The sequence below is a fragment of the Desulfotruncus alcoholivorax DSM 16058 genome (assembly GCF_000430885.1).
GTDB classification, from domain to species: domain Bacteria; phylum Bacillota; class Desulfotomaculia; order Desulfotomaculales; family Desulfallaceae; genus Desulfotruncus; species Desulfotruncus alcoholivorax.
The window spans coordinates 1-13,561 of the sequence record NZ_AUMW01000044.1; the positions used below are offsets into that span (position 1 = coordinate 1).

At 43.5% G+C, this 13,561-nt stretch carries 13 protein-coding genes, 3 pseudogenes and 1 riboswitch; of the genes and pseudogenes, 6 read left to right on the forward strand and 10 right to left on the reverse strand.

Annotated features, from left to right (window positions below; translation table 11 throughout):
• A pseudogene (locus H569_RS20710) lies at positions 1–317 on the forward strand (IS3 family transposase); the annotation flags it as partial.
• A 102-nt stretch (positions 318–419) separates the two neighbouring features.
• Here H569_RS20710 and H569_RS0116280 read toward each other — a convergent pair.
• On the reverse strand, positions 420–629 hold the full coding sequence (locus H569_RS0116280) for a DUF6904 family protein (RefSeq protein ID WP_027365865.1): 210 nt from the start codon (positions 627–629) through the stop codon (positions 420–422).
• A gap of 177 nt (positions 630–806) precedes the next feature.
• Entirely contained in the window at positions 807–1,871 is a 1,065-nt protein-coding gene (locus tag H569_RS20715) for a permease (RefSeq protein ID WP_238492587.1), read from the reverse strand.
• A 250-nt stretch (positions 1,872–2,121) separates the two neighbouring features.
• Between H569_RS20715 and H569_RS22920 the strand changes: the two genes are divergently transcribed.
• From H569_RS22920 to H569_RS22035, 4 genes and pseudogenes are all read left to right on the forward strand, one after another.
• Positions 2,122–2,442 carry an efflux MFS transporter permease gene (locus tag H569_RS22920; protein ID WP_207637583.1) on the forward strand — a complete coding sequence of 107 codons (321 nt, stop codon included), beginning with the start codon at positions 2,122–2,124 and terminating at the stop codon, positions 2,440–2,442.
• 30 nt (positions 2,443–2,472) lie between these two features.
• Entirely contained in the window at positions 2,473–2,829 is a 357-nt protein-coding gene (locus tag H569_RS23725) for an MFS transporter (protein ID WP_081411080.1), read from the forward strand.
• Positions 2,830–3,242: 413 nt separating this feature from the next.
• A complete protein-coding gene (locus tag H569_RS0116305; protein ID WP_081411081.1) occupies positions 3,243–3,554 on the forward strand; it encodes an ATP-binding protein in 312 nt (103 codons plus the stop codon).
• A gap of 15 nt (positions 3,555–3,569) precedes the next feature.
• Positions 3,570–3,761, forward strand: a pseudogene (locus H569_RS22035) (helix-turn-helix domain-containing protein); the annotation flags it as partial.
• A 127-nt stretch (positions 3,762–3,888) separates the two neighbouring features.
• Here the strand turns inward: H569_RS22035 and H569_RS0116310 are convergent.
• The 8 genes and pseudogenes from H569_RS0116310 to H569_RS21495 all read right to left on the reverse strand — a co-directional run bounded on the left by H569_RS0116310 (position 3,889) and on the right by H569_RS21495 (position 13,275).
• Positions 3,889–4,071 (reverse strand): hypothetical protein, encoded by a 183-nt coding sequence (locus tag H569_RS0116310; protein ID WP_027365868.1) that lies wholly within the window; start codon positions 4,069–4,071, stop codon positions 3,889–3,891.
• Between the two features lie 110 nt (positions 4,072–4,181).
• On the reverse strand, positions 4,182–6,098 hold the full coding sequence (locus H569_RS20725) for a methyl-accepting chemotaxis protein (RefSeq protein WP_157833567.1): 1,917 nt from the start codon (positions 6,096–6,098) through the stop codon (positions 4,182–4,184).
• An 18-nt stretch (positions 6,099–6,116) separates the two neighbouring features.
• The gene (locus H569_RS20730) at positions 6,117–6,797 is read right to left on the reverse strand and encodes an HD-GYP domain-containing protein (protein WP_309294795.1); all 681 of its coding nucleotides are present in this window, start codon (positions 6,795–6,797) and stop codon (positions 6,117–6,119) included.
• A 525-nt stretch (positions 6,798–7,322) separates the two neighbouring features.
• Complete coding sequence (locus H569_RS0116325) at positions 7,323–8,882, reverse strand: methyl-accepting chemotaxis protein (protein WP_027365869.1); 1,560 nt, start codon at positions 8,880–8,882, stop codon at positions 7,323–7,325.
• A 28-nt stretch (positions 8,883–8,910) separates the two neighbouring features.
• Positions 8,911–9,327, reverse strand: coding sequence for a chemotaxis protein CheW (locus tag H569_RS0116330; protein ID WP_027365870.1), 417 nt, complete (start codon positions 9,325–9,327; stop codon positions 8,911–8,913).
• A 195-nt stretch (positions 9,328–9,522) separates the two neighbouring features.
• A riboswitch (cyclic di-GMP riboswitch) is annotated at positions 9,523–9,608 on the reverse strand.
• Positions 9,609–10,227: 619 nt separating this feature from the next.
• A pseudogene (tnpC, locus tag H569_RS20735) lies at positions 10,228–10,952 on the reverse strand (IS66 family transposase); the annotation flags it as partial.
• A gap of 218 nt (positions 10,953–11,170) precedes the next feature.
• Complete coding sequence (locus tag H569_RS0116345) at positions 11,171–12,322, reverse strand: DEAD/DEAH box helicase (protein WP_081411082.1); 1,152 nt, start codon at positions 12,320–12,322, stop codon at positions 11,171–11,173.
• Positions 12,256–13,275, reverse strand: a complete 1,020-nt coding sequence (locus tag H569_RS21495) for a coiled-coil domain-containing protein (RefSeq protein WP_027365872.1) — start codon at positions 13,273–13,275, stop codon at positions 12,256–12,258. The genes H569_RS0116345 and H569_RS21495 overlap by 67 nt, the downstream gene beginning before the upstream one ends.
• A gap of 12 nt (positions 13,276–13,287) precedes the next feature.
• On the opposite strand from H569_RS21495, the gene H569_RS0116355 reads away from it, so the two are divergent.
• Positions 13,288–13,561: transposase (locus H569_RS0116355; RefSeq protein ID WP_027365873.1), on the forward strand; the 274-nt coding region annotated here is incomplete at its 3' end.

A 13,561-nucleotide genomic window follows, 5' to 3' on the forward strand; every position in this document is an offset into this window, starting at 1 on the left:
GCGCCTGTAAAAGGTATAAAGTAGCCCCGGGGGCGTTAATCCATTCCGATCGTGGTAGTCAGTATTGCTCAAACGATTATCAAAATTACCTTAAGAGGCATGGATTTATTTGCAGCATGTCCCGGAAAAAGAACTGCTGGGATAATGCCCCGATGGAGGCCTTCTGGGGGAAAATGAAGTACGAGTGGCTCTGCGAACAACGTTTTCTAACTCGTGAACAAGCTCGCGCCGCAGTATTTGAATATGTTGAGATATTTTATAACAGACAGCGATTACATGAGACCAATGGCTACCTTACACCGGAGGAATATTACTCTGCCGCAAACGAGATATTAAGAAATACTATGAAAAATGAAGCAATAATTGTTTGTGTTTTTAGTGTCTATTTAACGGGGGACGCCGCATGTTGCCAAAGATTATTATGAATCGTAAACATGTCCAATTGGTAATACTATACAATGGTGCAGGTAACAAATGCCCAAGACTCTTATAAGCGCTGCCACGAATCCAATAAACTCATCTTCATCTCCTACAACAGCATGTAATGCTTCGTAAAGGTTTTCAAAATCCATATAGTCCCCATATATAGCTCCGCCAGTATTGTTTGGGGTATTTTTCACATATATCATTTTTACCACCTTTCTATCTCTTTAATAGACTCAATGGTTACCCCAAAAACAGTAAATTGTTCAAGTGCCGCAATCCCTCTATTGTAAGCGTAAAACATTTAATGTTAAAAGAAGTAAAAATGAAGTCCAGGTTGTTCAAGGGGCCGGTTTAGCGCCATGCCCCCTGAACAACTGTTTTTATAATATAATATTAAACAAATAGCCGATGCAGATAATTGCCAGACCCACTATACCAAAGTAAGTTGCCAGCAGTTTGGGTTTCAATACCTGCCTGAGAATGATAGCTTCGGGCAGAGATAATGCTGTAACCGCCATCATCAAAGACAGGGCGGTTCCCATTGCCATACCTGTTCTGACCAATTCCTTCACAATGGGGATCATTCCGGCGGCATTCGAATATAAAGGAATACCAATGATAACCGCCAGCGGAACCGCCAAAGGATTATGCGGGCCTGCGTATTTAGCCAGGAAATCAGCCGGGGCATAGCCGTGCATGACAGCTCCGACGGCAATACCAACCATAACCCACAGCCATACCTTTTTTAATATCTGCAGCATATATGATTTAGCATAGCTTGCCCGGTCTTTCCAGGTTAGTTTGGGCTCATCCGCGGCACAGGCACATTGCGGGGCGTTAATTTCAACACAGCCACATTGGGAGGTGCCGGTTTCATCACTTTCACAGGAAGGTGTAAAAGCTACCATTTGATTATCAGTGATACTTGCACATTGTAAACTGCCAACCCGGTAAACGTAATCCTCCAAAAGATGCTCCAGGTTCATCCGGCCCAATACCATACCCGCAAATATTGCCACAAATACACCGCTGGCAATATATGTCAGGGCTATTTTCCAGCCAAACATCATCCATAGCATTCCCAGGGCAACCTCATTAACCATTGGAGAAGATATTAAAAAAGAGAAGGTAATTCCAAGCGGGACCCCCGCTTCTACGAAACCGATAAATATCGGCACCGCTGAGCAGCTTCAGAAAGGTGTAAGTATACCCATTAATGCCGCAATAAAGTTACCAATGTACTTCCGCTTATGACCGAGTATTTTCTTTGTTTTCTCGGGAGGGAAAAAGCTCCTGAGAACGGCAATGATAAATATGATCAGGGCCAGCATTAATAATATTTTGACTGTATCATATATGAAGAAATTAACTGTTGACCCTAATTGTGATTCAGGTGATAACCCTATTAAATTGTAAACTAAATAATTAACAATTTGCTGCCACATTGTGTTCTACCTCCGTTTTGTCAGTTCAAAGGTCTTTTCCGCTTTCAGCAAATTTAAAATTAATAATTCATCAGCCTGCGCCGCCAACACCTCCCCAACCGGCAAATATCATTTTAGTTATATAATTAAATTATTATATAACAATTCAATAAAAATGTACTATAGAACTCGGGTTTCGTCAATGTTTTTTTAGATTATCGGCAGTATTGCCGGACCACCCCTGGGCGGACTGGCGATAGGGCTGTGGGGCTTGAGGTCTGTCTTTTACCTGACTTTTATTGTATCTATGGCGGGATATATAGCTTCCTATCACACCATCCCCCGCGACAAGAAAACCGCAGGCAAACAATTTAGATTTGATTATTTGGGATTGGTTCTATTAATTATAGCTATTGTAACGTTCATTTACGGGTTTTCCAACGCTAATAAGTTGGGCTGGTCCAGCCCGGTTATAGACGGATCACTAGCTGCTTTTGTCATCGCTTCAATAATATTTATAATCTATGAAAATAAAATCAGCCGCCCGGTTGTTAAGCTTGATTTGTTTAAAAACCGGGTGTTTTTATCATAGATTATTGCGTCACTGATATCTTTTATAACTATGTATTCGCCAACGGTGCTCATACCTTTTTATTATCAAAGGGTTCTGGGATTCAGCGCGCAAAAGTCCGGGCTGTACATGATGGCTTCCCCCATTGCCATGGCAGTTATATCGCCATTTAGCGGGGCGCTTTCAGACAAAATTGGCTCAACCGCCTTAACCACCACGGGGCTGATAATAAAAAAAATAGCGTTGGTTTTATTGACTAATGCGACTCTACAAACCCCTGTTTCATTAATTGTAATTTACCTGGCGCTGATGGGACTATCGCTGGGATTGTTCCAGTGTCTTTGTGCTAGTCCACCGGAGAACCTGTTTTTCTTACCAAAAACGGTGAAGGAGACCTTGTCGCGATAGTTATTGCTGCACATTAAGCGATGAAATCTTAGAAAAGCTTACTGTAAGTGGGTTAAAGAGCAGACGAAAAATTTCATACAAACTTCAACTAAACAACCGCGAACTTCAACTTGAATGCCCGCTAATAAAAAACCCCCATCAAAACATATTAATATGGCCGGCCTTCAAACTTCCTTACAGAAAATATCCGGTATACGTCTACCTTTATGCAGCAGCACTATACCTTTCCAGTAATTTAAGTATGCGTAACGTTGCCGCAAAAGTGCGTCACATATTCGGACTTGATAAATTTAGTCATTCAACCGTATCAAGAACATTAAAAAAGCTGGCAGAAATCGCCTTAGACCTTTCCGAGGTTTAACATCACTAATACCCCTAAGCAAGTTTATTAAAAACGTTAACCCTGTGATGCTTTGATTATAGATGAACTCGGCTACCTATCCTTTGACGCATCGGGGGCAAGTCTGTTGTTCCAGATTTTTGCGGCAAGATACGAAACCAAAAGCACCCTTGTTACTTCGAACCTTGAATTTTCTAAATGGGTCACTTTTCTTGGCCAAGATGAACACATGACAGCAGCTTTGATAGGCAGGTTAATTCATCAGTCTGTTATTCTTAAAAATAAATATGACCAACTGGAAATTATTCCGCTGGTCATATCATACAAGGGGGAACAGCACTCATCCTACAGCATTACGCTGCAGAAAGCAAGCCATGGAACTTGATCGGAAAAAGTTTATTCCCATCGAGAAATATCCGATAAATGCCAGATATCTCATACCACCTTCTACAAGTTTTTGAAAAGATACGAGGAACATGGTGAGGCCGGCCTGCACGATAAAGAACGTGTACCAGGCATCAGGCCTAATCAAACACCGCCATATACTGATCAACTTCTCCTGCCGGCACTGAACCTCCCAGTCAAACAGTAATTATGCTGCTTGACTGGGAGGTGGAAAAAATTATTCATTTTTATTGTCCGAAATTCATCCATTTAATTATACCGCGCACATAGCTAGTCTTTGCATCAACAATTTGTTAAACTTGTAATTACAAGGCTTAAAGACATAGAATATCAGTTTCTTCAATAATTTTGTAAAGTTTTATTAGATCTTTAACATCTTCTTTTTTAATATGCAGCTTATCTATGAGTGTTTTAATTTCTTCTTCATTATTTTGATAATAGCCTGCTAATTCAGGGTTATTTAAAACTATTTCGTTAATTATTTTATCTAATTCCATAATTTAATTTCTTATCACCACCAAATGCTTATTGCAATATAAGTGTACTTGTTAAAACCTCTAATTTATTCACTTAAATCCTAAGTGTTTCAACGTCTTATTTGAGATCATTATTTCATATTTTTCTCATTATCAACTTCAGAAACATTATCGGTATGGAAGCCGGTCTCTGACTCATCAACTTTAAACTTAACCACGGTGTTTTGCAGTTCGGCGGCAATGTTGGCCAGCTCCTGAGCGGAACTGGATACCTGCTGCACAGTGGAAGCAATCTGTTCGCTGGCAGCGGTAAGCTGCTGCGTACCCTCGTTAGCCTGCTTGACACCGTTTGCGATATCCTGTATCATTGCCGTGTTCTTTTCCACCGCTTTAATGATCTGCTGCAGGGAAGCGCCGGCGTTACTGGCCACCTGTACTCCTTCACTTACTTCCCTGGTTCCATGTTCCATTGCATTTATGGCTTCCCCGACACCATCCTGAATCTCTTTGATCAGCCCGGTAATTTCATTGGCAGCGCTGGCTGACTGTTCGGCCAGTTTGCGCACTTCCTCCGCCACCACTGCAAACCCGCGGCCGTGCTCCCCGGCCCGGGCGGCCTCGATGGCGGCGTTCAGGGCCAGAAGGTTGGTCTGGTCCGCTATGTTGGTAATGGTGTTAATAATTTCTCCAATTTTGTTAGATTGCTCACCGAGTTTTTGAATTGCATTGGAGACGTTTTGGGTGCTTGAAGCAATGAAGTTTATTTTTTCTACCGTTTCCTTTACGGCCCGGTTACCTTCCTCGGCCACCTGCCGTACCTGTTCAGATTCCAGGGCCGCGACTTCAGCATTCTCCGCCCCTTGGGACGAAGTAGCCGCAACTTCATTGGTGGTGCTGGCCACTTCTTCAACCGTGGCACTTACCTCTTCACTGGAGGATGCCAGTTCCTGGCTGTGCGAAGACAGCCGGTCGGAACTCTTCTGGATGTCGCCTATCATGGCTTTTAAATTGTCTACCATTTTTTCAAATGCGGCTGTCAGAGTACCGATTTCATCCTTACTCTTACGGCCGACATCTACTTTTTGAGTCAAATCTCCGCGTGCAACAGCTTCAGCAATTTTGCTTAGATGTATTACGGGCTTAGATATAAAATTGGCAATAAGCAAAGCAATACCCAGCATGATAATCATAGCAATTAAGGTTACCGAAAGGCTGGCACTGCGGACGGCGCCCAGGGGCGACATAATATCTGCCACGTCGGCGGCTTGGGCCACCGACCAGCCGGTCAATTCCACCGGGGCAAAGGCCAGCATTTTCTCAACACCTTGATAGCTATAGGTTCCATATCCCTTTTCGCCTTCGCTCATCCGCCGGAATAATTCTTTTAAGCGTTCATCGCCGGCATCCACAATGGTCTTATTACCCAAAAACTCGTCATTGGGGTGGGCAATGGTTGTCATGTCCGAGTTTTGGATCAGCCCGTACCCGTGGCCGCTTAGTTGCATGCCCTTTACCAGTTCTTGCAGGTAATCCAGCGTTACAGTCACGCCTACCAAACCAGTCGGTGACGTAGCACCATCTTTATATGTTGGGGCCGCTATCACGATAATTTGATTGCCGGTAGCTTTACTTATCATGGGGCCAGAAATAGCAGTTTTACCCTGCATTACTTCTTTGAAGTATTCTCTATCTGCAATATTGAAAGTTGTATCGTTTGAGCCCGCGCTATTACCGTACTTATCAGAGGCATAAACCATTTCATAGTCGTCGTGCTTTTTCAATACCCGTTTTAAAACTGGCAGGTAACGTTCAGGCTCCGCGCTTTGCACACCCTCATTTTCAGCCAAAGTATTGACCTCATTAACAATACCTTGCAACCATTCTTTTACTACCATAGCATTATGCTCTGCACTATTAGCCGCTGCATTTGACAATTGTTCCGCAAGGATATTTGATGCCTTGTTATAATTAATAAAGGAAACAGCACCCAATGCCGCTACCGTAACAAGAACAATGATAAGCATCAATTTAAGTCTTAGACTATTCAAAAATACTCCTCCCTCTTTTTATCTTTTTAAATTCAAGCCGTTACCGATAAGGGTCCGGAAAGCAGATTCGAAATGAGTGGAGTTTGACATATCTTCTCGCTTCCAAAAGCGGCAAAATGCTTCCACAAACCATGTATCGAACTGTGTGCCGGCACAACGGCAGAGTTCATCAATCGCCACTTGAAAAGACATTTGCGGCCGGTAAACGCGGTAGGATGTCATAGCGTCAAAACTGTCGGCCACGGCTAAAAGGCGGGCCCCCAGGGGAATAGCCCCGCCCCGTAGTCCTTCGGGATATCCCTTACCATCGTACCGTTCATGATGATACAGAGCCATGACGCTAATGTTTTCCATTTCCGGAATAGCAAAAAGAATCTCATAGCTAAAAACCGGATGTTTTTTAATTTCCCGCCATTCTTCTTCGGTAAGTTTGCCCGGCTTAAATAAGCAGGAGTCGGGAATAACCAGCTTGCCGATATCATGAAGTAAACCGGCCAGGTAGATATGTTCTTGCTCTTTGTCGGACATACTCAGCTCTTTGTCCAGCATCAATGCGTAAAACGCCACCCGATTGGAATGTTGGGAAGCGACCTTAAAACGTGCCTCCTGGATTCTAATTAATGTACTGACAGCATGGATGGATATTGATTTGATATTACACCTCGGGAAAAAAAAGACAGGCGAAAAGGGGATAACAATAGGATAAGAATTAAATGGTGGGGAACGAAGAAGAAAAAAATAATAGGTCACAAGAAAGTACAAAAACAAATTATTACTTTCTTTCAATATTTTAACATTAATAGAATATTTACCCCCCCCCCCCCCCCGAACATATGTTTGTTGTATATCATTCGTTTTCGTTTCATAATATCAACCTTTAATCCTGTATATTTAGCAATTTAATTACATGTAATTTTTAAATTTCCTCTAAATCGACCAAATTCTACATTATTTTTATTATAATTGTGATATTAAGTTAATAAACGTAACGCATAAAAATTAACTTAAATTTGTTTACTGCAAAAACACCACAGCGGCAGGCGATCCGGCGGATTTCTGGAGTAAGTGGAACACTGGATGCGGAATAGCGGTCAGGGGACACACCTCCTCTTTAGGGCAAAGCTTTGGGGTCGGAGGTATGTACCCAACGATACCGTCATGGAGGCACATAATATGCATCTTCCGGTTTACTTTAACAGGACCAGCTCCCGCGCGGCCGTGCCCCTACACGCGGAAGCGCGCGGCCAACCTGTCCAGTTCGCCGGCTAGTACGGTAAGTTCTTCGGTAGAAGCGGAGACTTCCTCCATTGCCGATGTCTGCTCTTCTGTTGTCGCGGCAACGTTCTGCACGCCGGCCGACATCTCCTCCGCGGCGGCGGCCACCTCCTGGACCTGCCGCGCAACATCCTCGATGGCGAGGTTGATGGCCTTGATATTGGCCCCAACTTCGTTGATCACCTTGCTTCCCTCCGTGACATCCGCCGCCCCTGCGGCCATGACTTCGACCGCCTTCCCGGACTCGTCCTGAACAGCGGTGATCAGTTCGTAGATCTCCTTGGCGGCATTGGCCGACTGCTCGGCCAGCTTGCGGACTTCCTCGGCGACGACGGCAAAGCCGCGGCCCTGTTCCCCAGCGCGGGCGGCTTCGATGGCGGCGTTTAATGCCAGTAGGTTCGTCTGGTCGGCAATCTGGGTGATCAGGTCCACAATCTGGGTGATCTGACCTGCGGTCTGGTTAAGAGAATTGATGGCGGAAGAAACGTTGGTGGCTGAATGCTCAATGGCCTTCATCTGTCCGATAACCCGCTCGACGCCCCCGGCACCTTCAGCGGCCCGGACCGCAGCCTGTTCGGCCGCCGCTGATACCTTCTGCGCATTTTCGGTTACCTGTTCGACGGTCGAGGCCATTTCGCTCATGGTGGAGGCCGTCTCGTTCGCACCGGCGGCGGTCTGCTCGGCCTGGGCGGCGAGCTGGGAGGACGATTCGGCCACCTGCTTGGACGTTTGGACTACCTGGCCGACAACCTCGCACAAGTTTGCGCGCATGCGGTTGAAAGCCTCGGCCAAACTGGCGATCTCGTCCCGGGTGCGCACCACCAGTTTCTCGCCCGTGAGGTCGCCTTCAGCGATACGGCCCGCCTCGCGCACCGTGGCCAGGATGGGGCGGGTGATTATGCGGGTTATAAACACTGCCATGAGGAACCCGATGACCAGGGCAATTGCGCTGACAATGATGACCCGGGAGCGGCCGCCGGTAGCATCGGCCTGCATTTTGTCCACGACGCCCCCGGTCTTTTGTTCGTTTTCCGCAATCAGTTCGGCCAGGACCTTTTCAGCGTCATTGGCATACGAAGCAACGCTTTGTGCTGCGGCAACAGCTTCCTGGAACTTGCCTTCCTTGGCCAGAGGAATTGCACGGCTGGCAATCTGCCGGTCGTATTCAGTGACCTTGGCGAGCACTTCCTCCAGTTTGGGCCGGGCCTGTGCGGAACAGTTGTTAAGTCGTTTCTCCAGCAGGGTATGCGTGTTCTCTATATCCTTTTTGTATTCGTTCAAGTATTTCTCGTCGCCATAGAGAAGGGAAGCCCGCAGGTCTCTTGATGCTTCTTTGAAGGAACCGTTGATCTGATAGTCTAAACTGAGGCGCACAACCCGCTGATCGACATTGGCGGCATTCGAGATCATGTTCCCCATTATGAGCGACGACTGGATGGCCACGGCAGCCAAGAAAAGAAGCAGTAGAACGAAACCGCCGCCGATTTTCATCCCAATGGACATTCTCATTTCGAAATCCCCCTTAATACAAATATATTTAATCCATTATCCCGTGCAGGTTTAAAAGCAAAATCATACCGTCCTCGTGGTGAACAATGCCCGTAACAAACTGTCCTCCATCACTTACTGATTCCGGTTTTTCCACTTCATCCCCGGAATACCGGGACACTGAATATACAGTATCTACTATTAAGCCCAGTTTTCGCCCGTCCTGCTCTGTCACTATAATGCGGGAATCTCCACCCAACTCGCTCTCCTCCAAGCCCAAGCGCAGATTCAGATTCATAACAGGAACAATTGACCCTCTAAGGTTTATTATTCCTTTATAGTAATATCTTATATTTGGGACCTTGGTTACTTCCATCATCCGGATGATTTCTGATACATTATTTATAGGCAGCGCATATCGTTGATTGTTTAGCCCGAAAACAACCAATTGATCGTTTGCAACCAAAAAACCCTCCCCCTTTAAGAACGCAAAGTGTTATACCGCATATGTTTTCTCGCTTTGCAACAAACGGTGAAATGGCGAATTACTCACATATAATAACCGGAGTGCATATACCCAAGCTATTACCTCCCTTTTCTTGTATGAAGTACAAAAACGACCACGCTAACCATGGCCGCCTTAAATAACCCTATACATTATTTAAGCAGCCTGGCAGCCATAGCTTAAAAAGCCTTAGGCCCATTGCTTTGCGCCCCGATCTTTCGAACGGTTTGCCCGGTTTTTAATTAAACAAATCCTCTGTTGCGCGCAACTCGCTAACGTACATACCCGCCTCTTTGGCCAGCATCAACGCGTAAAACGCCACCCGACCAGAAATGCCGGGAAGCAACTTTAAAACGGGACTCCTATATTCTAACTAACACACCGGTAGCATGAATGAACGTTTATTTCACATTACACTTCGGAAAAAATAAGAAAAAAAGACAGGCCGTTAGACGAAACAATAGGATAAGAACTAAATGGTGGGGAACGAAGGAGAAGAAAAAAATGGTAGATCAAAAGAAAGTACAAAGTCACATTATTTCTTTTTTTCAATATTTTAACAAATATAGAATATTTACCCCCCCCCCCCCCGTATCCATATATTGTTAATATAGTTTAATATTGGCAATATCATACTTTCCTACCCTTATTGTTATCAGATTAGTTTTATTTTTTAATTCGACAATTAATGCAACACTCCTTTATTTTTCCAACCTGTTTCCAAAAAATTTTCAAGATTTTCCTGAAAGGGAAGTTTTTCATCTACACTACCGGAGGATTCAATCAGTTGCAAATTAATTAATGAGAATAAAAGAAACAACCTTGAATATATGCCCAATAATTCATTACACCATAAACATCACTCTTGGGCAGTACCCGGTCGCAATGATAATTAAGCCACGCCGAAAAAGCATCCAGCACCGGCCGGCTGCGCGCTAAACGGTTCTTATAGCGTTCTACAGCGGTGGTATTTTTTAAATCACGTTCAATAGCAAAAGGCAATTAAAGAAATCCAGCCCCTCTTTGGCTACTGTTGACACGGATTGTGCCGAAGCCGGCAGCGCTTTGAGCGCCTCATCATATTTGCGCCGTGCATGAGCCCAGCAGCCAACCAGGGTAAAGTTAGGCAGTCCATTATAGCCGGCATAGCCATCGACATGAATGTAACCCTTAAAGCCATCCAGGAACTTACGTGGATGCTCGCCCGACCGTGTCCTCTGGTAATCATAGAGGATGATAGGCGGGTCTTCCCGCCCGGTGCGGTAAAGCCATAAATAAGAAGTTGTCTCGGCTGCCCGGCCCGGCTCACGCAGAACCTGCAAGGTTGTTTCGTCTGCATGCAGAATGTCCCGTTTTAGCAAGTGATCGTGCATCCGTTCATAAAGCAGGCTCAACCAATCCGCTCCGTGGAGCACCCAGTTAGCCAGGGTTTGCCGGGATAACTCCACTCCCAAGCGGTAAAATTGCTTCTCCTGGCGGTAGAGGGGCATGCCTTCAACATATTTTTGGCTCATGATGCAGGCCATAGCTGTAGGAGATGCCAAACTTCCCGGCAACACTGGTGCAGGCATTGGGGCGGTGACAATTGTGCGTTGGTCATGAAAAAATTCTCCCCAATATGTTCGTTTGGGAAAGATTATCTCATAAGTTCGGTGCCGTTTGTAGGTGGTTTCCTTTTGACGATTACTTTGATGGAAACTACGCACTCGATATGGGCTCGAGAGGACAGAAAGAATGTCTTTCGAGCCTTCCGTTCTCGGAAACATATCCATGGCATTTTTTGCACTAAGGGTGGATAGTTCTTCTATTCTTCACCTAAAATTTTATATGCAAAATCAAAGTTAGGAACTTTCCTCCACAAATTACTGTCGCCAATTATTGCAATCCGGTACTTCGCTCTTGTCACTGCAACGTTAAGTATATTTGGCTTTTTACCTGCCCATTGTGCAGCTCCTATACCGCTCTTTTCATCGCAACCAAGAATGAGTATAACCTCATTCGCTTCTTTTCCTTGAAATGTATGAACAGTCCCACAGGACTTCTCAATCCAATTATCAATATCATCCTTATCATATTCTTTATAATTATTATGAATGGACTTTTTAAGCAAACTTTTTATGTTTTGGGCAACAGATTTAAATGGACTAATGATATATAAACTCGGGAACCCGTTTTGTAATGCAAATGCATTTAATACCATTTCGATTGCTTTATTTCCTTGCTCTGACACAAAGTGATCTTTATCCCCGTTCTCTTTCCCCTTAATATCTATCCATACAGACTTTTTCATTAAAAGCAATACATCTGGTTTGGGTTCTGCTGATTGTTTGAACATTCTGTTATTATATGCCAATTCATTGGAAATTGAAAACATCGGGTCCAAGCATCTTCTATGTATTACAAGAGGGCATCCAAGCCATAGCTTGCCATTTGAATATTCCCGATATCCTCCATATGGATTGATACTGTCAGCTAATACTTGAACAGAAAGTTCTTGTGATCTATATGAGTCTTCTATTTCAAATTCTTCGGCAAACCTTTTTGAAAGTTCTTTGGGTACAGTTACAACCGGCTCTACCTGCAATGGATCACCAACAATAATAGCTTTTCTTGTACGCCATAAAACTCCTAATGCTGAATACGGAGTAGCTTGTCCTGCCTCATCAATTATCAAAGTCCCTAATTCATTCTTATCTATGTATTTTAAAAATGTCGCTACCGAAGCAAATGTGGTAGACATTACCGGTATAACTAAAAATAACGTGTTTAACAGGTGTGCATAGCTTGATGCTTTATCCTTCTCTGAAAAGCTTCCGTTCCACATATTCACGAGACAATTGACATTTTGCTTCACAGCTTTTGAATTTAAGATAAATGCTTTTTGCAGCATTAAACCATTGTAAAAAAGTTCTTCCCTAAGGGTATCATAGTTTTTATCAGTCCACGGGGAGACCATTTGTGAACTTTCTTTGGTATACCTTTCCAGAACTCTTCATCGGCAAAGTTATTGCCAAATTGTTCTTTATACCTTTTCATTAACTCGCAACTATTTAAATATACTTTTTCTTTTTCTTCAAAATGTCTTTGTACAGCTGCATAATTAGTTATCAATTTATCCAATTGCACTTTCAAATGACTTAATTCCAGGTTAATATCTGTAAGTTTGATTGTCGCTGCATCTAACTCTTGTTTCGTTTGTTTAAGCTGCAATATAATCGGATCTTTTTTAAATAGGAAGGAAAATATCCTTTTAAAGAAAGAAAGCCTACTTTTAAGGAGTGTTTTATTTTCTATTAGCGCTTCAATCTGATGCTTTATGCTTTGTTGTTCCTTGATTTTTTGATTGAACAAATCTTCCTGTGCAGTTATTCTGCCTTTTGCTGTAGACATCTCATTTTTTGCGTCATCATATTCTTGGGCTATCTGCTTATGTTTATTAGTTTTTTCAGTTGCATCTTCGATCGACCTACGGTAATTTAAAACCTCGTTATACTTGATTCTAAAGTCCTCCTTAGCTTGTTTCCAGTCAGGTAACTCTTCTTTGTATAGCTGCTGTAAATTAACACTTTCCTTATTAAACCAAAGGGCTTGTTTTAGATCATTAATATTCGATTTTTTACCCAAGCGTGCAGAAATCAGTCCCCAGCATTCCTCATCATTACCCATAAGTGTTTTAGCAATATCGGAAAAATAAATCTCCTTATTTTTATCAATATTAAACAACCTTGTATTACTTTTTTTTACATCTTCGGCAATGGGCAACTCTTTGGAAATGTTCTCAACTGCCGCATTATTATTGGAGGCTACAATAATCCCGTATTTATTAAGTTTTGAATCTGGTTGATAACCCCCTGTGTCAGAATAGTTGTCATAGACCTCTAAAAAAACTATAGTTAGTAATGTAAACAAGGAGGAAACACTATGACGAGATACAGTGAAGAATTCAAATATACAATTATCAAAAGAATGATGCCACCCCAAAACGAATCAGTTAGCGCCATATCAAGAGAAACAGGACTATCTGAGGCCACGCTACACAGCTGGAAGAAAAAAGCCAGGGCAAACGGCATAGCAGTTCCAGGTGGCGAGCCTGAAGTGGAAAAGTGGAGCACACAGGATAAATTCCTAATAGTAGTTGAAACAGCTTCCTTTAGCGAGATAGAAATGGCAGAATACTGCCGTACCAAAGGGCTCT

Bases quoted from the DNA above. Each gene is read 5' to 3' on its own strand.
- H569_RS0116345 (WP_081411082.1), bottom strand. From the start codon at position 12,322: ATGGTCTCCCCGTGGACTGATAAAAACTATGATACCCTTAGGGAAGAA.
- H569_RS23725 (WP_081411080.1), top strand. From the start codon at position 2,473: ATGTATTCGCCAACGGTGCTCATACCTTTTTATTATCAAAGGGTTCTG.
- H569_RS0116280 (WP_027365865.1), bottom strand. From the start codon at position 629: ATGATATATGTGAAAAATACCCCAAACAATACTGGCGGAGCTATATAT.
- H569_RS0116325 (WP_027365869.1), bottom strand. From the start codon at position 8,882: ATGAGAATGTCCATTGGGATGAAAATCGGCGGCGGTTTCGTTCTACTG.
- H569_RS0116310 (WP_027365868.1), bottom strand. From the start codon at position 4,071: ATGGAATTAGATAAAATAATTAACGAAATAGTTTTAAATAACCCTGAA.